Below are 17,894 nucleotides of genomic sequence, written 5' to 3' on the forward strand. Positions count from 1 at the left end.
TTTTTAAATTTTCTTAACAGCCAGTTCAAAAGAGTTTTGCAGGTGTGACAGAGCTAACATTTCTGGCTGTCACCCATTCACTATGCTTGTGCCACTTGATTGTGAGAGGCAGATCCATGCTGACGGCGACTACTGAAACCTCAAATACATTGTCTTCCCGCACCGAGGTGGTTGATGCTTTAATGACCATGCTCGGCGCGCTGGACCGGCAGTTTCCCGCCGGTTGCTCAGGCTTTTCATTAGGCGACACCTGCGCCCATTACGGCGCAGATATAGCCATGATGGAAGGATTATCACGGGCACTGTGGGGCGTATTTCCGCTGATGGCGGGCGGCGAGTCTGTGCCGTACAGTGATAAATACCTCACCGCCATCAAACAGGGCACCGATCCGCAGAGCGCCGGATACTGGGGCGATACCGGGCCTTACGACCAGCGACTGGTGGAGATGGCGGCCTACGGGCTGGGGCTGGCATTGTTGCAGGATCACTTGCTGGAAAGTTTCTCTGCCCGCGAGCGCGACAATCTGCACCGCTGGCTGAACCAGATCACCGACGCGCAAATGCCGGACAGCAACTGGAACTACTTTGCCATTATGGTGCAACTGGGGTTCAAACGCGCCGGACTGCCCTGGGATCGCGCCGCCATTGAGCAGCGCTTTACGCTGATGGAAGCCTATTATCTCGGCGACGGCTGGTATTCCGACGGCCCCGGTCGTCCGAAAGATTATTACATCTCGATGGCGTTCCACTTTTACGGCCTGATTTACGCCACGCTCAACGGCGAAGACGATCCCGCCCGCGCGCAGATCCTGCGCGATCGTGCCGCGCAATTCGCGCAGGATTTTATTTATATGTCGGCGGCCGGGGGCGAATCGGTGCCTTTTGGCCGCAGCCTGACCTACCGTTTCGCGATGGTGGCATTCTGGAGCGGCGTGGCTTTTGCCGGGCTGGACGTGTTCACACCGGGCGTGGTGAAGGGCATTATCCTGCGTCATTTACGCTGGTGGCTGAAACAGCCGATTTTTGACCGCGACGGCATTCTCACCCTGGGTTTCGCCTATCCCAACCTGGCCTTTTGCGAGGACTATAACTCGCCGGGATCGCCATACTGGGCGCTGAAAGTCTTCCTCATCCTGGCGCTGCCTGCGGAGCATCCGTTCTGGCAGGCGGAGGAGCTGCCGTTACCTGCGCTTAGCGATAAGCGAGCTATTCCCCACGCGCAGCAGATCCTTGTGCACAGCGAGCATTCACAGCATGTGTACCTGCTCACCTCCGGGCAACTGGAGCTGAACAACTATGTGAATACCGAAGCCAAATACACCAAGTTTGCCTACTCCAGCCGTTTTGGTTTCACCATCGAACGCGGACGCTACGGCATTAAGCACGCCGCCTGTGATTCCATGCTGTTGCTGTCGGAAGGGGATAACTACTGGCGTGGCCGCCGTGAGTGTGACGAGGTGGTGGTGCATGACGATCATATTTTTTCCCGCTGGTCGCCATGGCATGACGTGCACATCGCCAGCTGGCTTATTCCCTGCGGCGACTGGCACGTACGCCTCCATCACATCAACACCGCCCGCCATTTAAACAGCACCGAAGGCGGATTTGCGGTGATGAAAGCGGAGCCGCAGCTGCGGCCTGACGGCTGCCTGGTGCAGGCCCGCAACGGCGACAGCGCGATCCTCTCTTTACCCCTCGGTATAACCCGTGAGGCGGACTGCGTTATTACGCCGCCGAACAGCAGCGTGATGTTCGCGGAATGCGCCGCCATTCCGGTGCTGACCGGCGAGCTGGCACCGGGTGAGCACTGGCTGTGTTGCGCAGTACGCGCAGGCGCGCATCAGGAGGGATTTACTGACGCCGTCCCGCAAGTACAGCGTGAAAATAATACCTTTGTCGTGCGCCATCCGGCGTCGCAACACTGCATCACCCTGGCGTTATAAATACCGGGCATCAGCCCGGAATAACAATCAACCTCTGTATTTGCATGCTTTCGTCGAGGATAGTATGGCTAAAACATTAACCACCAACCGGTCTGAATATTACAAGATCAGTAGCTTTATCTTTCTTTATTTCTTTACCTGGTCAGCCAGTATTGGCTTGCTGGCGATCTGGCTCGGACAAAAAGCAAATTTAAGCGGCACGGTTATTGGGACCGTCTTTGCCATTAACGGCATATTTTCGGTGATCTTAAAACCGATTTATGGCTACATCCTCGATAAAATTGGTATGAGTAAATACCTGCTCTATTTTGTCGTGGCAATGTCGGCGTTAATGGCACCGTTCTTTATTTATGTCTATCAGCCACTGTTAATGTCTAATACTATGCTGGGTATTATTGTCGGGGCGATCTATTTAAGCTTTGCCTGGTACGCGGGCGTGGCGGCCTGCGAATCCTATACCGATCGCTACAGCCGCCTGAACGGCATGGAATTCGGCCAGATCCGCATGTGGGGATCGCTCGGCTGGGCGGTGGCGTCATCGTTCTCTGGCCTGCTGTTTAACCTCTCGCCCGCCTATAACTTTTTGCTCGGTAGCGTCGCGTCCATCGTGATGCTGGTCGTGCTGTTCAGTCTGAAAGTGGATACCCGCACCGCGCACGCCAGCGAAGTCCTGACCAAAGAAAAAATCGCCCCGGCAGACGTTTATGCGCTGCTGAAAAGCGGTAAATTCTGGGCCTTCTGCCTGTATGTCGCAGGCGTAGCATGGATGATGTTTATCGCCGAACAGCAGTTCTCGCGCTATTTCGTCACCTTCTTTGATGATGTGCACCAGGGCAACGCCATCTTTGGCTATCTCGGAACGGTACAGTCCGGCATGGAATTCATCATGTACATGGTGATCCCGCTGTTCGTGAATTATATCGGCGCGAAGAAAGGATTATTAATTGTCGGGTTACTGGTAGGTGCGCGGCTGATTATTTCCGGCGTCTGCGACTCCCATCTGCTTATTTCCGTGCTCAAGCCGCTGTATGGTCTTGAAATTTGTCTGCTGCTGGTGTCGGTATTTAAATATATCGCCGAACATTTCGATAAACGTGTTAACGCCACCATGTATTTACTGGGGTATCAGGCGATGCTGTATGTCGGTAATGTCGTGGTTTCTTCACCAGCCGGCCTGATGTATGACCGTATCGGCTTCGAGCAGACCTATATCATCATGGGATCGATTGCCCTGTTCTTTACGCTTGTTTCTGCTTTTACGCTCTCCGCCTGTCAGAGCAAAATGCGCCCCAGTGCGCCGCTGGACGTGGCCGGAAATAACGCATCACGCTAATCCCTGAAGCGGGATGACGTTATCCCGCCGTAGTCAGTCAAAAGGAACCGAAATATGTTAAATAATATCGTTGAAGAACCGTTACGTGAATTCCCGGATGCCACGCTGGATCGCCATGCGTTTAGCGATGAGATGGCCTCGGCACGTAACCATGTTCTGACGCTGATCCGCCGTCATTTAACCGAGTTCGGTGATAAATTTCCCGCAGAAGCAGCGGTGAACGGGCGCTATCCGCTGACGGAAAACGTTGAGTGGACCACCAGCTTCTGGACGGGGCAGCTGTGGCTGGCATGGGAGATGAGCGGCGATAATACTTTCCGCGAGATGGCGGAAAAGCACGTTCGTTCGTTTGGCGCACGTATTGCCGGCCGCCACGACACCAACACCCATGATCTCGGCTTTCTCTACACGCTCTCCTGCGTGGCGGCATGGCGTCTGACCGGTAATCGTGATGCGCGTGGCTTCTCGTTGCTGGCGGCCGAAGCGCTGCTGGAGCGTTTTCACACGCGGGCGAAAATCATTCAGGCGTGGGGCGATTTAAGCGATCCGACGCAGGCCGGACGCATGATCATCGATTGCACCATGAACCTGCCGCTGCTCTACTGGGCGACGGAGCAGACCGGCGATCCACGCTTCGCTGACGCCGCAAAAGCACACGTTCAGCAGTCGGCGACCTATTTAATCCGCCCCGATGCCTCTACCTATCACACCTACTATATGGACGTGGAAACCGGCGCGCCGCGCTACGGTAACACCCAGCAGGGCTATGCCGACGACTCATGCTGGTCGCGGGGGCAGGCGTGGGGGATTTACGGTTTTCTGCTCAGCTATATCTATACCGGCGACCGCGAGATGGTCGCGCTCTCTAAACGGCTGGCGAACTATTTCCTTAACCGTCTGCCGGAAGACTATGTCTGTCACTGGGATCTGGCGCTGCTCGGCACTGATGCACTACGGGATTCGTCGTCGGCGGCGATTGCCGTATGCGGATTACTGGAACTGGTGAAGCACCTGCCGGTGACCGATCCGGATCGCGCGCGCTATCAGCAGTGGGCGGAAGGGATCATGTCATCGCTGACGAAGCACTATCTGGCGGGCAGCGACGAGGCGTGTAACGGTCTGCTAAAACACTCGGTTTACCATCTGGCCAGTAATAAAGGCGTGGATGAGTGCAGCAGCTGGGGAGATTATTTCTACGTGGAAGCGTTAATGCGCGTGACGCAAAGCTGGAAGTTGTACTGGTAATTTCCCCTCACCCTAACCCTCTCCCAATGGGAGAGGGATCAGACCCTTTTCACCCTCTTCCCGGGAAGAGGGCCAGGGGGAGGGGATAATTACACGCCCTGCTCAAGAATACGAATATGGGTTTCCAGCACGTCGCCTTTCACCGCCTCGCTCCACGCTTTCATGTGCGCGGTTTGCAGATGCGCCTCAAGATGCGCGACGGTTTCCCACTGTTCCACCATCATAATGGAATCCGGGTTGGTGCTCTGGAAGCTCACGCCAGCCGCGTGATCCACCATCGGCGCATAGCCGTGGCAGCCTTCTTCTTTCAGTACGGTCGGGATAATCTTCGCGAATTCGTCGAGCACCGCCTGGCGATGATGTTGGCCCGGACGGGTACGAATTTCAGCAATCACTGTTAACATGGTTTAACTCCTTCTAAATTCCATCCCACAGTTAAGCAAAAATTTCCGCAAGATGCTTGCGATATTCTGCGATATAACGCGGCACGTCCGGCATTTTGATCACATCGTTGGTGATAAAGGTCGGCAGCGGCTCAAGGCCAAGGAACTGATTCGCTTTATGGAACGGCAGATAAACGCCGTCGACGCCAACGCCATGGAAGAACTGCTCTTTATCCGTGAAAGCTTCCAGCGGCGCGTTCCAGGTCAGCGACAGCATATAGGTTTTGCCCTGCAGCAGACCGCCGGAACCGTATTTTTTCGCGCCGTCAGAGCGGGTGCGACCATCGCTGGCGTACAGCGAACCGTGGCCTTCGGTGAACACATCATCGATGTATTTTTTCACCGTCCAGGGGGCACCCATCCACCAGCCCGGCATCTGCCAGATGATGGTGTCAGCCCACAGGAAATTCTGCACTTCGGCCTGGATGTCGTAATCGCTGTCGGCACGCACGACGCGAACATCATGTCCGGCGTCACGCAGAAAACCCTGCGCGACCTCGGTCAGGGTGTCATTCAGCTGGCCTTTAGAGTGGGCGAAGGCTTTCGCGCCGTTAACAATCAGAATGTTGCTCATTATTTATCCTCGAATTATTGCGTTTGACGGCAATTTTACCCGTAACGACGGGGCGGTAAAATGAGCAAAATGTGCAAAGTCTTTTGCGCGTGGCGCAATAATCTTACCAGCTGACCTCGGCGGCGAAACCGGTGGGCGTCACCTGGCGGAATTGCACCGTCATCTGATGCAGCGCCGCGATGCGCCGCACGATGGACAATCCCAGTCCACTACCGGTTTTTTCCTGGCCCGGTGGACGGTAAAAACGCTCACCAATACGCGCCAGTGCTTCCGCGCTCACGCCGGGGCCGTTATCCCGTACGCTAAAACCACGCGCGTGCAGCACCACATCCACCTGCGAACCCGACGGACAATAACGGATGGCGTTTTCCAGCAGATTGCGCACCAGCAGTTGCAGCAACAGCTGATGCCCACAAAAAGTGACGTTTTTCGCTTGTGTCTCGAGCCGCAAATCGATGCCCGCCCGCTGCGCGCCAGACCACGCTTCCATGATGGCGCTTTGCAGCAGATCCGCCATCGGGATCGGCGCAGGCTCCTCCAGCCCATTCAGCGAGTCCAGACGTGAGAGCGTCAGCAGTTGTTCAACCAGCCGGGACGCGCGGTCGATCCCCTCACGCAGATTTATCAGCGCGTGATTCAGCGCCGCCGGATCGTCCTGGGAAAGCTGCGCCACCTCAGTTTGCACTTTCAGGGCTGCCAGTGGACTGCGTAATTCGTGAGCGGCATCAGAGGTGAAGCGGCGTTCGCGGGACATAAACGCATGAATACGTGTAAACAACTGGTTCAGCTCATCCACCATCGGGCGGACTTCCTGCGGCGTGCCTTCCACCAGCAGCGGCGTCGTGGCGTCAGGTTTGCGCTGATGCAACAAACGGGCAATGTGTCGCAGCGGCGACAGCTCCCGGCTCACCAGCCAGATCAGAAACAGCATCATCACCGGCAAGGCTAGCAGCCAGGGCGTCAGTTGTGACATGACGATCTCCAGGGCCAGCTCGTCGCGATACTCTTCTTCCTGACCAACCGCGATCCGACGTTCACCGTCTTTGGTAGTTAGCCACACCACGCGCCACTCGTCGCCATCTAAATGGGTATCTTCAAACCCATCCTGTCGATAGTCATAAAGGAGTTCAGTGCCGTTATCGCCGTCGTCCAGAAGCCGCTTGCCATCATGAGAGAAAATCGCAAATGCCAGCGCATCGTCATCCAGTTTGCCGTGATGATGGCGCACCAGCTTTTTACTTTCCGGCAGCGTTTGCGGTGTACGCATCTCGCCGGGATCAAGCACGCTCAGGCGCTTCGCCAGCAGCATTTGCTGGGTATCAAACAGCTTATCCAGCGAATGCCGGGTTTCATACCAGGCGGCCACGCTCGCGCTGCCCCAGGCGATGATTGCCAGTAAAATAAACCCACTGATAAGCCTTGAGCGCAGGCTTTGCGTCAGTAATGCGATCATGCGTCTCCCAGCGAATAGCCAATGCCGTGAACGGTACGGATGAAACGGCTGCCCAGCTTGCGTCGTAGGTGGTGAATATGGACATTCAGCGCGTTGCGGGAGACGTCATCGTCCCAGTTATAGAGTTTTTCTTCGATCAATGAATGCGGAAGTACGCGGCCAGGATTGCGCATAAACAGCGTCAGCAGCGCAAACTCTTTTGGCGGTAGCACCAGCGGTTCCCCGGCCAGCGTGGCGGTGAGGTTGACCGGATCGAGCGTCACCTCGCCGTGGGATAAGGTGGCCTGTACGCTGCCATGATGACGGCGGGTTAAGGCTTCCAGACGGGCAGCCACTTCGATCAACGCGAAAGGTTTACAGAGATAGTCGTCAGCCCCCAACCGCAGTCCTTCCACCCGTTGCTCCAGCGCGTCACGGGCGGTGAGGATCAGTACCGGATGTTGATGCCCGGCGCAGCGCCAGGCTTTCAAAATCTCGAGTCCATCCATGCCCGGCAGGCTGAGATCGAGCACCACAGCGTCGTAAGGTGCCTGGGTCAGTGCCTGCATGCCCTGGTTGCCATCCGTAAACCAGTCGGGCGTCATCCCCAGTTTGCTCAGGCCCGCTTTCAGGCCGTCACCGATCAGCCTGTCATCCTCAATCAGCAGTATGCGCATCTCTCATCCTCCATGGCATTAGTGAGCAATAAGATAAAATAAGCCCGTGAGCGCTGCACTCAATAAGTTAGATAACATACCGGCGAGGATCACCTTACCACCCATTTTGGCGATAAAGCTTTTTTTGTCGGGCACGATATTACCCAGCACGCCAATTAATGCTGCCGGGGCTGACAGATTAGCAAATCCGGCCAGCGCCATCGTGGCGATAATCTGTGAATATTCAGACAGCGCAGGTTTTAAAGGGATAAAGCTGGTGTAAGCCACAAATTCGTTAAGCACCAGTTTCTGTCCCAGCAAATTACCTATCTGGAGCATTTCACCGGCAGGCACACCCAACAGCCAGGCGATGGGGGCGAAAATATAACTAAAGATGAATTGCAGCGTTATATCCTGCTGGCCAAATAAGCCAAACAGCCAGCCCAGTAATCCATTTACCATGGCAATTAGCGCTATCAGTGCCAGCAGCATAGCACCGACGTTCACGGCCAACATTAAACCCGTGCTGGCACCGTTGGTGGCGGCTTCAACAATATTGATAGGCCGTTCCTCACTGCCCATTAAATTGCCAGAGACATCGGCCACCTTATCCGGCTCGGTTTCCGGGAACAGCATCTTCGCCATCAGCAGCCCACCGGGGGCAGACATAAAAGATGCCGCCACCAGATATTTGATGTCGATCCCCATACTCGCATAGCCCACCAGCACGGAACCGGCGATCGAGGCCACGCCGCCAGACATCAATGCGAATAACTCTGAACGTGTCATTTTCGGCGCGTAGGGCCGCATCAGGACGAAGACATCCGTATTACCAGCGAAGATATTAGCCGTCGCCGCGATGGATTCAGCCGGGCTGGTCTTCAGCAATTTGTGGATCGCATTACCAATAATGCGAATGACCCATTGCATGATCCCAAGGTAATAGAGCACTGAAAAAAGTGCCGACATAAAAATAATGATCGGCAATACATGGAAGGCAAACACAAAACCCATTTTGAAACGGCCTAAATCACCGAACAGAAAATTAATCCCTTCTGATGAGTAATTCAGCATGCCTGACAGGCTGTTGGAAATGGAGAGCAGCATCCGCTCCCCGGCCGGAACATAAAGCACCAGTGCTGCGATCCCTGCCTGGAGGCAAAATGCCCCTAGCGTCGCGCGCAGGCTAATAGCGTTGCGGTTTTCTGAGAATATCCTCGCAATGGCAAGCAGAGCGATAATCCCGAGACAGACAATGATGATTTGCATCATTTACTCCTTGTCGGCATCAATGATCTTGCGGAAAAGATCTTTAAACAGGTGATCCCGCTCAATGAACTTAACCACCTCGATCACATGGCGGCGATTATCAAAACTCCAGTTCAGATTGTCGTTAATCAGCAGTGCCGGGACAAACTGGCAGGTGAACCACTCGGGGTTAAGTAATAAGCCTACGGTCGTGATGTCCCAGATAACCTTGCGAGAAGCAAAGCCGATCCACGGGCAGCGCGGGGCCAGTTCGGCAAAGTAATTACCCAGGCGGCTGGTATTCGCGAAATAGTGCTGCATTTCGGGTACCGACGTTGCCATGCAATTCGCCACACCAAAGCAGGGGATGAGGGTTAATGCCGCGCCGCTGTCAAATAGTGTCCGGCTGGCGGCAATATCCTGCATCAGATTAAATTCCTGATTATCTTTCCAGTCAAAGCTGTTGCCTCCCAGCCAGATAATATGAATTTTCTCAATAATATCCGGAGCCAATTGCAATGCGCAGGCCACGTTAGTCGGTGCGCCAATGGCTAAGACATAGAGTGTTTCAGCGCTGTTTCTTGCTCGTTCAATGAGATCGTTTACCGCCGGAGAACGCTCTGGCGTATCGCTATTCGTTAAATAACGGGTAGCCCCATGAAAAACAGCAGGGAGATTATCGCGTGGAGAAAGCTTTTCAAAGACGCGTAAAATTTCATCATAGCTAAGCTGCATCCCGATAGCCGGGTCGTCAACGTAAGTATGTGAAGCACCTTCGCCAAAAAAATGATTGGTGAACGGGGCGGCATAAATAGCTTGCAAATCTATACGTTCCGGGTGGAGAAGGGCCCAGGCGATAGCAATTTGATCATCAATTTCGTTATAAGTATCGCTGTCAATCACCACTGATAATTTTCCATCAGCAGGGATATGCATCAACGCCATGCGCTGAGCAAGGTTCAGCTTAACCTGAGTTGTTGTTTTCATTTTTACTCCTGGCTTTAAAAGTCGTAGGCAAGTCTGTAAATCAAAATATCGCCATAACCATCAGCGCCGAGTTTGTTATAGAAATAGCGATACATAACGGTAGTGGAAATATGATCGGTGATTTTCCATGTCAGGTTAAGGCCGCCATTTAAACCTTCTTCACCGCCGCTATTATTAGCGGCATAATCCTCGTTGCGCTCAAGTTCAATTTCATTCCAGTTTGATAACAGGAAGTTTTGGCTGAGAAAGGTAAAAGCATAACCCGCATTCCAGCCGATACTGAAGCCATTATAACCGTTGATGTCATAGGCTGGACCAAAGTTGCTATGCGCATTAATATACTGGCGTGCGATCCAGGGTTTAAACCACCAACCATCACCTTTCAATGCGGTATAACCGATACCAATGAATTGATTGGTTTCTTTGAAATTGGGGCTTTGTGAATTATAGACTTTGCCAAAAAGACTGGCCCCGGTATCCCAAAGATAATAATGGGTTTCACCATTCATGGTTTGACCGTGTTCTTTTTCATTGCGCAGAATATTTTCATAATCGTAAAATCCGTACATTTCTCCCCAGTCGAATCCTGCGCCACCTTCGATACCAACCAGAGCCTGTTCATACTCCAGGTCTTTAACGCCGGAATCCCAACTTTGGTAATCAAAATGAATATTGCCCCAGCCATATTTTTGTTCGGCAAATGCATCTCCAGTTATCGTAGATAAAAAAAGGGTAGAGGTCAGGCACAGTAATTTTTTCATACTCTATTTCCATATATATTTGTAGGGTAAGAGAGGGGTTATTGTTCGGATAATATTTTGCTTAATGTCGCGTCATGCTCCGGCATATTAGAAGCGCCCTCACGCTCAACGGCCAGGGCCGCAAACGCGCTGGCATAAATAATGGCTGATTCGAGGCTTTCTCCTTCCGCCAGACGCGCCGCCAGTGCACCGTTAAAGGCATCTCCCGCCCCAGAGGTATCGACGTTTACCGCCGGGAAGGCGCTAAATTGACGATGTTTATTGCCGTCATATAACCAGCATCCCTCTTTGCCGAGGGTGATCAGAACAAAGCGCGCGCCCAGCTCATGAATGTCTTCGGCGGCCTGTTGAATGTCGTCACGGGTAAGCAGTGTATGACCAACAATTGCGCCTGCTTCGGTCAGATTGGGCGTAATGATGGTCGTCCATGGGATCAGTTCATTGACCTCTGCGCGCCACGGAGCAGGGTTCAGAATGGTGGTTAAACCGCAGGTGTGGGCAAACTTAATCGCCAGCGCGGTGGCATCGGGATTGTTTTCCATCTGAGTAAGGAAAACATGACTGTTACTGATGTCGTCATAGCAGGAGATAATTTCATCTACGGTGAATGTCTGGTTCGCGCCGGGATTGATAATGATCGCATTATCTCCCGCCGATTCGGACACCATCACCACCGCGCTGCCCGTCGGGCACGCCTTTTTCTCAAAACAGGTTAATTGTTCCAGCATCAGGCCGCGCAAAAAAAGCTGTGCTTTTTGTGCAAATTCATCATCACCGAGTTTCACCGTGAAATGTGTTTTGCCGCCCGCCATCGTACAGGCGATAGCCTGATTACTGCCTTTACCGCCAGGCAAACAACAGCTGTTTATTGCCCGAATGCTTTCACCGGATAATGGGAAATCGTCAACCCGATAAACAAGATCGGTATTAAATGAACCGATAATAAACACACTGCCGCTTTTTTCAGTATTACGTCTTCGTTCAAGGTGGCTTAATTGATTATTAATATTCATGTTTTGATAAAGGTAATTTTGACTGTCGTCATAAAGGTTATGCTCAGGATTAGCCACCAGCGTCGCACCGCCATAACAGGGTTTTATTCGCCCGGTAATGGCCAGTTCTTGTATATCTCGCCGAATGGTTCGGGTGGCAACTTTTAATGATTTCGCTAATAAAACTACGCTTACTCGCCCTGACTTCTGAATTTCAGACAGAATGTAACGATGGCGCTGGTTTTTATAGTGGTAAATCATATTTTCTGCCGTGTTATGGGTGCGGTAATAATATTTACTCTGCGTAGGTGAATAGTGCTGTGCCCATCTTCACATATTATCAGGCGAAACGGACATGATGTCCGTTTGCTGCAATTCTTGTGTTTGTTATTTGTCAGGTGAATGTGTTTCTGTCGTTTCAGTTTTTTTAATTCCTGTTCATGCAGGTTTAGTGAGCGCTAAGAATTAACATTATTGGGATTTACAGTTTGTTCGGATAAAGGGACATCATGTCCGCTATGGAACAACGAAGAGTAATGGAAGAGGAGTAATGAAATTATAGCCATAATTTTTTTATGAGAATAATCCATAGGCAAAAAATTGCATCTGTTAAGAATTTAATAAGATCTGTGGTGTTTACTGACAGTGAAGGTTATCCCTGCACAAGGAAAATACGTGATGAAAAAGAACGCAGCATTGTTAACTGTCCTGATGTTTGCTTCTGCCCCCGCACTGGCGATGCACTCCGGCATGACTGAACATGAATCGGGTGAAGCCCGCCACACGGGTAAAGGACACACCGCAAACAGCCACGATGGACACGCTCATCCGGGCGAGCACACCACGACGATTAAAGCACAGACTAAAACCCGCTAGTTTTCAGCCAGGCCTGTCTGTGCAGGCCTGTTATAGTTACTTATTGTTAGCCACCCTCAAGGGAGAATCATCATGAAAAATATCGCTATGCTTTTTACCGTACTGACCCTGGCTGCTACACCGGCACTGGCCGCCACCCAGGGCGGTTTTCAGGCGTCTGACAGCGCAGCACCGGCACAAAACGGCGGCTTTGCTGGCCCGTCGGGCACTAAAACCACGGCTGAAAAAGCGAAGTCTTTATCCGATGATGCCTGGGTCACGCTGACGGGCAAAATTGAACAGCGTACCGGCGGCGACAACTATTTGTTCCGCGATGAGTCCGGCACCATTGATGTTGAAATTGATGATAAACGCTGGAATGGCCAGACCGTGACCCCGCAGGATACCGTTGAAATTCAGGGTAAAGTCGATAAAGACTGGAATTCGGCTGAAATTGAAGTGAAGAAAATCACCAAAATGAATAAGTAACAGGCATCGGGCCGGGAAACCGGCCTCCTTTTTTATCCCCCTCATCGCCTTCCGATCTCCCCCGACAAAAACCGCCCGGTGCGCTAAAGTTATCGCGCAGCACAATGACTCATTGCCTTATATAAGGTAGTATCTGCGGCATTATCGCCGCCGTACAGGCGGGCGCACACGTTTGAGGAACATCGATTAATGAGCGATATGGCAGAGCGCCTTGCGCTGCATGAATTCACGGAAAACGCCTACTTAAACTATTCCATGTACGTCATCATGGATCGGGCGCTGCCGTTTATTGGTGATGGCCTGAAACCCGTTCAGCGCCGCATCGTGTATGCGATGTCAGAGCTCGGCCTTAACAACAGCGCCAAATTCAAAAAATCGGCCCGTACCGTAGGTGACGTGCTGGGTAAATATCACCCGCACGGCGACAGCGCCTGCTACGAAGCCATGGTATTGATGGCGCAGCCGTTCTCTTACCGCTATCCGCTGGTGGACGGCCAGGGCAACTGGGGCGCGCCGGACGATCCGAAGTCCTTCGCCGCCATGCGTTATACCGAATCCCGTCTCTCTAAATATGCCGAGCTGCTGCTGGGCGAACTGGGGCAGGGCACGGTGGAGTGGCAGCCGAACTTTGACGGCACCATGCAGGAGCCGAAAATGCTGCCTGCCCGTCTGCCAAATATTCTGCTGAACGGCACCACCGGCATCGCGGTCGGTATGGCGACGGACATTCCGCCGCATAACCTGCGCGAAGTGGCGAAAGCGGCGATCACGCTGATCGAACAGCCGAAAACCACGCTCGATGAGCTGCTGGATATTGTGCAGGGCCCGGATTACCCGACCGAAGCGGAAATCATCACGTCGCGGGCGGAAATCCGCAAAATCTACCAGAACGGGCGCGGCTCGGTGCGTATGCGCGCGGTGTGGAAAAAAGAAGACGGTGCCGTGGTGATCACCGCGCTGCCGCATCAGGTTTCCGGCGCGCGCGTGCTGGAGCAAATCGCCGCTCAGATGCGCAATAAAAAGCTGCCGATGGTCGATGATCTGCGCGATGAATCCGATCACGAAAACCCGACGCGTCTGGTGGTTGTGCCGCGTTCGAACCGGGTGGATATGGATCAGGTCATGAACCACCTGTTCGCCACCACCGATCTGGAAAAAAGCTATCGCATTAACCTGAACATGATCGGGCTGGACGGTCGCCCGTCGGTGAAAAACCTGCTGGAGATCCTCTCCGAGTGGCTGGTCTTCCGCCGCGATACCGTGCGTCGCCGCCTGAGTCACCGTCTGGAAAAAGTGCTCAAACGCCTGCATATCCTCGAAGGTTTGCTGGTGGCGTTCCTCAACATTGATGAAGTGATTGAGATCATCCGCACCGAGGATGAGCCGAAGCCGGCGTTGATGTCGAAGTTTGGCATCAGCGAAACCCAGGCCGAAGCGATCCTTGAACTGAAATTACGTCACCTCGCGAAGCTTGAAGAAGTGAAAATTCGCGGCGAGCAGGCTGAGCTTGAGAAAGAGCGCGACCAGCTGCAGGGCATTCTCGCCTCCGAGCGCAAAATGAGTAACCTGCTGAAGAAAGAGTTGCAGGCCGATGCTGACGCCTTTGGCGACGAGCGTCGTTCGCCGCTGCACGAGCGTGAAGAAGCGAAGGCGATGAGCGAACACGACATGCAGCCGTCTGAGCCGGTGACGATCGTGCTGTCCCAGTCGGGCTGGGTGCGCAGCGCCAAAGGGCATGACATCGACGCCCAGGGGCTGAGCTACAAAGCGGGCGACGGCTGGAAAGCCTCCGTTAAAGGCAAGAGCAACCAGCCGGTGGTGTTTATCGATACCACCGGGCGCAGCTACGCTCTCGATCCGATCACGCTGCCTTCCGCGCGCGGGCAGGGCGAGCCGTTGACCGGCAAACTGACGCTGCCGCCGGGCGCGTCCGTGGAGCATATGGTGATGGCGGGAGAAGAGCAGAAGCTGCTGATGGCATCGGATGCGGGCTACGGCTTCGTCTGTACCTTCAACGATCTGATCGCCCGTAACCGCGCCGGTAAAGCGCTGATCACTCTGCCGGAAAACGCCCGCGTGATGCCGCCGCTGGAAATCGTCGACGACAGCGATATGCTGCTGGCGATCACCACCGCCGGACGCATGCTGATGTTCCCGGTCAGCGATCTGCCGCAGTTGTCTAAAGGCAAAGGGAATAAGATCATCAGCATTCCGTCGGCAGAGGCCGCGAAAGGTGAAGACAGCCTCGCGCACCTGTATCTGCTGCCGCCGCAAACGACGCTGACCATCCACGTGGGCAAACGCAAAATCAAACTGCGTCCGGAAGAGTTGCAGAAGGTGCACGGTGAGCGCGGACGTCGCGGCACGTTGATGCGCGGCCTGCAACGCATCGACCGCGTGGAGATTGACTCACCGCATCGCGCAAGCCCAGGCGACAGCGAAGAGTAATCAGGGTATTACCGTCCCCCTTTTCTGACGGGGGACGTCAGTTAACATTTCCCGAATGGCTGGATGTCCGGGCATAAGAGGTAACAATGCTGTTTATTATTCGATCTATTATTATTGTGGTTTACAGCATTCTGCTGTCTATTTTTGGTTGTATTTACTGTCTGTTCAGTCCACGAAATCCGAAGCATGTGGCGACCTTTGGTCACCTGTTTGGTCGCCTCGCCCCGGTGCTGGGCCTGAAGGTGGAAACCCGCGTGCCGTCGAACGCCGCTGAGTTCGGCAATGCCATTTACATCTGTAATCACCAAAATAATTACGATATGGTCACCGCCTCCAGCATCGTGCAGCCGCCGACCGTGACCGTCGGCAAAAAAAGCCTCATCTGGATCCCCTTCTTCGGCCTGTTGTACTGGTTGACCGGCAACCTGTTGATCGACCGCAATAACCGCGCAAAAGCTCACGGTACTATCGCCCAGGTGGTGAAACATATTCAGAAGCGTAATATCTCAATCTGGATGTTCCCGGAAGGCACCCGCAGCCGTGGCCGTGGTCTGCTGCCGTTTAAAACCGGGGCATTTCATGCCGCCATTGCCGCTGGCGTGCCGGTGATCCCGGTGTGTGTGTCCACCACCTCGAATAAAGTCAGCCTCAACCGCTGGAATAATGGTCATGTGATCGTCGAAATGATGCAGCCGGTGGATACCTCGAAGTTTGGTAAAGACCAGGTGCGTGAACTGGCAGTACACTGCCGGGCTTTAATGGAAAATAAAATCGCCGAGCTTGACCAGGAAGTTGCCGCGCGTAATGCCGCTGGAAAGCGTTAATTTTCTTTCGTATTAAAAGTCAGTTTTACATGGAGCAGATATGTCACTCAGTCGGCGTCAGTTTATTCAGGCATCCGGGGTTGCGCTTTGTGCCGGAGCGGTGCCGCTGAGGGCCAACGCCGCCGGGCAGCAACTGCCGTTGCCCATTCCCCCATTGCTGGAGTCCCGCCGCGGACAGCCGCTGTTTCTGACGCTTCAGCGCACGCACTGGTCCTTTACCCAGGGTACCCGCGCGCAGGTGTGGGGGATCAACGGCCGCTATCTGGGGCCGACGATCCGCGTGTGGAACGGCGACGACGTAAAGCTGATCTACAGCAACCGCATGACGGAAAACGTCGCCATGACGGTAAGCGGCCTGCAGGTGCCTGGCCCGCTGATGGGCGGTCCGGCGCGTATGATGTCCCCCAACGCCGACTGGGCGCCGGTACTGCCGGTGCGCCAGAACGCCGCCACCCTCTGGTATCACGCCAACACGCCTAACCGCACTGCCGAGCAGGTGTATAACGGGCTGGCGGGGCTGTGGCTGGTGGAAGACGACGTCAGCAAATCCCTGCCGATCCCGAATCATTACGGCGTTGACGATATTCCGGTCATTATTCAGGACAAGCGTCTGGATAACTTTGGTACGCCGGAATACAGCGAGCCGGGCAGCGGGGGATTTGTCGGTGATACGCTGCTGGCGAACGGCGTGCAGGGGCCGTATGTGGAGGTGTCCCGCGGCTGGGTGCGTCTGCGCCTGCTCAATGCCTCAAATGCCCGCCGCTATCTGTTGCAGATGAGTGATGGCCGCGCGCTGCATGTCATTTCCGGCGATCAGGGTTTCCTGCCTGCGCCGGTGTCGGTGAAACAGCTGTCGCTGGCACCGGGCGAGCGCCGGGAAATTCTCGTCGACATGACCAACGGCGATGAAGTGTCGATTACCTGCGGGGAAGCGGCGAGCATTGTCGATCGTATTCGTGGCTTCTTCGAGCCGTCGAGTATTCTGATTTCCACGCTGGTGCTGACGCTGCGCCCGACTGGTCTGTTGCCGCTGGTCACCGACAGTCTGCCGATGCGCCTGCTGCCGAGCGAACTGCTGACCGGCACGCCGGTGCGCAGCCGTGACATTAGCCTTGGCGACGATCCGGGCATCAACGGCCAGCTGTGGGATATTCAGCGTCTGGATATTACCGCTCAGCAGGGCACCTGGGAGCGCTGGACGGTGCGCGCCGACACCCCGCAGGCGTTTCATATCGAAGGCGTCAGTTTCCAGATCCGCAACGTCAACGGCGCTATTCCGTTCCCGGAAGATCGCGGCATGAAAGATACCGTGTGGGTGGATGGGCAGGTGGAGCTGCTGGTGTACTTCGGGCAGCCATCGTGGCCGCATTTCCCGTTCCAGTATTACAGCCAGACGCTGGAGATGGCGGATCGCGGCTCTATCGGGCAACTGCTGGTTAATCCTGCCCCCTGATTTTTCCCCCTCACCCTAACCCTCTCCCCTGGGAGAGGGCATGGTCCTGGAAGAAGGCACGGATTGGTGCCCCCCTTTCCCTTAGGGTGTACAGTCCGGGGACATGGTAGACAGGTGTTCGGGGACATGGTGAACACTTTTTAACATCCTTTACCCATGGTGATCGACTTTTTCTTCAGGTCGATCACCCCCACTTTCGTGCTGTACCACC

General features: G+C 54.2%; 17 protein-coding genes. 8 read left to right on the forward strand and 9 right to left on the reverse strand.

The genetic code is table 11. The annotated features are described in order from the left end of the window. Nucleotides 1-116 precede the first annotated feature (116 nt). The 3 genes from KW828_RS19435 to KW828_RS19445 all read left to right on the forward strand — a co-directional run bounded on the left by KW828_RS19435 (nt 117) and on the right by KW828_RS19445 (nt 4,521). Nucleotides 117-1,943, forward strand: a complete 1,827-nt coding sequence (locus KW828_RS19435) for a DUF2264 domain-containing protein (RefSeq protein ID WP_218337900.1) — start codon at nt 117-119, stop codon at nt 1,941-1,943. Between the two features lie 64 nt (nt 1,944-2,007). Further along, nucleotides 2,008-3,276 carry an oligosaccharide MFS transporter gene (locus tag KW828_RS19440; protein ID WP_218337901.1) on the forward strand — a complete coding sequence of 423 codons (1,269 nt, stop codon included), beginning with the start codon at nt 2,008-2,010 and terminating at the stop codon, nt 3,274-3,276. Between the two features lie 54 nt (nt 3,277-3,330). Continuing rightward, nucleotides 3,331-4,521, forward strand: coding sequence for a glycoside hydrolase family 88 protein (locus KW828_RS19445; protein WP_218337902.1), 1,191 nt, complete (start codon nt 3,331-3,333; stop codon nt 4,519-4,521). Between the two features lie 89 nt (nt 4,522-4,610). Here KW828_RS19445 and KW828_RS19450 read toward each other — a convergent pair whose 3' ends face one another. The 8 genes from KW828_RS19450 to KW828_RS19485 all read right to left on the reverse strand — a co-directional run bounded on the left by KW828_RS19450 (nt 4,611) and on the right by KW828_RS19485 (nt 11,875). After that, on the reverse strand, nt 4,611-4,925 hold the full coding sequence (locus KW828_RS19450; protein ID WP_218337903.1) for a putative quinol monooxygenase: 315 nt from the start codon (nt 4,923-4,925) through the stop codon (nt 4,611-4,613). 31 nt (nt 4,926-4,956) lie between these two features. After that, a complete protein-coding gene (locus KW828_RS19455) occupies nt 4,957-5,538 on the reverse strand; it encodes an NAD(P)H-dependent oxidoreductase (RefSeq protein ID WP_218337904.1) in 582 nt (193 codons plus the stop codon). Between the two features lie 103 nt (nt 5,539-5,641). Further along, nucleotides 5,642-6,991 (reverse strand): quorum sensing histidine kinase QseC, encoded by a 1,350-nt coding sequence (gene qseC / locus KW828_RS19460; protein ID WP_218337905.1) that lies wholly within the window; start codon nt 6,989-6,991, stop codon nt 5,642-5,644. Further along, complete coding sequence (qseB, locus tag KW828_RS19465; RefSeq protein WP_218337906.1) at nt 6,988-7,647, reverse strand: quorum sensing response regulator transcription factor QseB; 660 nt, start codon at nt 7,645-7,647, stop codon at nt 6,988-6,990. Before qseB ends, qseC begins: the two co-directional genes overlap by 4 nt. A gap of 18 nt (nt 7,648-7,665) precedes the next feature. Then, nucleotides 7,666-8,895, reverse strand: a complete 1,230-nt coding sequence (locus tag KW828_RS19470; protein WP_218337915.1) for a NupC/NupG family nucleoside CNT transporter — start codon at nt 8,893-8,895, stop codon at nt 7,666-7,668. A 3-nt stretch (nt 8,896-8,898) separates the two neighbouring features. After that, on the reverse strand, nt 8,899-9,861 hold the full coding sequence (locus KW828_RS19475) for a nucleoside hydrolase (protein WP_218337907.1): 963 nt from the start codon (nt 9,859-9,861) through the stop codon (nt 8,899-8,901). A 14-nt stretch (nt 9,862-9,875) separates the two neighbouring features. Then, entirely contained in the window at nt 9,876-10,622 is a 747-nt protein-coding gene (locus KW828_RS19480) for an outer membrane protein OmpK (RefSeq protein ID WP_218337908.1), read from the reverse strand. 38 nt (nt 10,623-10,660) lie between these two features. Then, entirely contained in the window at nt 10,661-11,875 is a 1,215-nt protein-coding gene (locus KW828_RS19485; protein ID WP_218337909.1) for a PfkB family carbohydrate kinase, read from the reverse strand. Between the two features lie 417 nt (nt 11,876-12,292). Here KW828_RS19485 and KW828_RS19490 point away from each other — a divergent pair, with 417 nt between their 5' ends. The 5 genes from KW828_RS19490 (at nt 12,293) to ftsP (ending at nt 17,683) form a co-directional block, all read left to right on the forward strand. Continuing rightward, nucleotides 12,293-12,490 (forward strand): hypothetical protein, encoded by a 198-nt coding sequence (locus KW828_RS19490; RefSeq protein ID WP_218337910.1) that lies wholly within the window; start codon nt 12,293-12,295, stop codon nt 12,488-12,490. Nucleotides 12,491-12,562: 72 nt separating this feature from the next. Beyond that, nucleotides 12,563-12,958, forward strand: a complete 396-nt coding sequence (locus KW828_RS19495) for a YgiW/YdeI family stress tolerance OB fold protein (protein ID WP_218337911.1) — start codon at nt 12,563-12,565, stop codon at nt 12,956-12,958. A 189-nt stretch (nt 12,959-13,147) separates the two neighbouring features. Further along, nucleotides 13,148-15,406, forward strand: a complete 2,259-nt coding sequence (parC, locus tag KW828_RS19500) for a DNA topoisomerase IV subunit A (RefSeq protein WP_218337912.1) — start codon at nt 13,148-13,150, stop codon at nt 15,404-15,406. A gap of 86 nt (nt 15,407-15,492) precedes the next feature. Beyond that, a complete protein-coding gene (locus KW828_RS19505) occupies nt 15,493-16,230 on the forward strand; it encodes a 1-acylglycerol-3-phosphate O-acyltransferase (RefSeq protein ID WP_218337913.1) in 738 nt (245 codons plus the stop codon). A 40-nt stretch (nt 16,231-16,270) separates the two neighbouring features. Beyond that, nucleotides 16,271-17,683, forward strand: a complete 1,413-nt coding sequence (gene ftsP / locus KW828_RS19510; protein ID WP_218337914.1) for a cell division protein FtsP — start codon at nt 16,271-16,273, stop codon at nt 17,681-17,683. Nucleotides 17,684-17,823: 140 nt separating this feature from the next. On the opposite strand, the gene KW828_RS21980 is transcribed toward ftsP, so the two are convergent. Further along, nucleotides 17,824-17,894 (reverse strand): hypothetical protein (locus KW828_RS21980; protein WP_232927287.1); only part of this gene is annotated, 71 nt, incomplete at its 5' end.

Origin of the sequence: Enterobacter sp. ENT03, from assembly GCF_019218745.1 — a bacterium.
Classification (GTDB): Bacteria; Pseudomonadota; Gammaproteobacteria; order Enterobacterales; family Enterobacteriaceae; genus Enterobacter_D.

Excerpts from the sequence above, each read along its gene's own strand:
- KW828_RS19490 (WP_218337910.1), top strand. The coding sequence starts at position 12,293 with ATGAAAAAGAACGCAGCATTGTTAACTGTCCTGATGTTTGCTTCTGCC.
- KW828_RS19475 (WP_218337907.1), bottom strand. The coding sequence starts at position 9,861 with ATGAAAACAACAACTCAGGTTAAGCTGAACCTTGCTCAGCGCATGGCG.
- KW828_RS19450 (WP_218337903.1), bottom strand. The coding sequence starts at position 4,925 with ATGTTAACAGTGATTGCTGAAATTCGTACCCGTCCGGGCCAACATCAT.
- KW828_RS19505 (WP_218337913.1), top strand. The coding sequence starts at position 15,493 with ATGCTGTTTATTATTCGATCTATTATTATTGTGGTTTACAGCATTCTG.
- KW828_RS19435 (WP_218337900.1), top strand. The coding sequence starts at position 117 with ATGCTGACGGCGACTACTGAAACCTCAAATACATTGTCTTCCCGCACC.
- parC (WP_218337912.1), top strand. The coding sequence starts at position 13,148 with ATGAGCGATATGGCAGAGCGCCTTGCGCTGCATGAATTCACGGAAAAC.
- KW828_RS19485 (WP_218337909.1), bottom strand. The coding sequence starts at position 11,875 with ATGATTTACCACTATAAAAACCAGCGCCATCGTTACATTCTGTCTGAA.
- KW828_RS19455 (WP_218337904.1), bottom strand. The coding sequence starts at position 5,538 with ATGAGCAACATTCTGATTGTTAACGGCGCGAAAGCCTTCGCCCACTCT.
- KW828_RS19470 (WP_218337915.1), bottom strand. The coding sequence starts at position 8,895 with ATGCAAATCATCATTGTCTGTCTCGGGATTATCGCTCTGCTTGCCATT.
- qseC (WP_218337905.1), bottom strand. The coding sequence starts at position 6,991 with ATGATCGCATTACTGACGCAAAGCCTGCGCTCAAGGCTTATCAGTGGG.
- ftsP (WP_218337914.1), top strand. The coding sequence starts at position 16,271 with ATGTCACTCAGTCGGCGTCAGTTTATTCAGGCATCCGGGGTTGCGCTT.
- KW828_RS19445 (WP_218337902.1), top strand. The coding sequence starts at position 3,331 with ATGTTAAATAATATCGTTGAAGAACCGTTACGTGAATTCCCGGATGCC.
- qseB (WP_218337906.1), bottom strand. The coding sequence starts at position 7,647 with ATGCGCATACTGCTGATTGAGGATGACAGGCTGATCGGTGACGGCCTG.
- KW828_RS19480 (WP_218337908.1), bottom strand. The coding sequence starts at position 10,622 with ATGAAAAAATTACTGTGCCTGACCTCTACCCTTTTTTTATCTACGATA.
- KW828_RS19440 (WP_218337901.1), top strand. The coding sequence starts at position 2,008 with ATGGCTAAAACATTAACCACCAACCGGTCTGAATATTACAAGATCAGT.
- KW828_RS19495 (WP_218337911.1), top strand. The coding sequence starts at position 12,563 with ATGAAAAATATCGCTATGCTTTTTACCGTACTGACCCTGGCTGCTACA.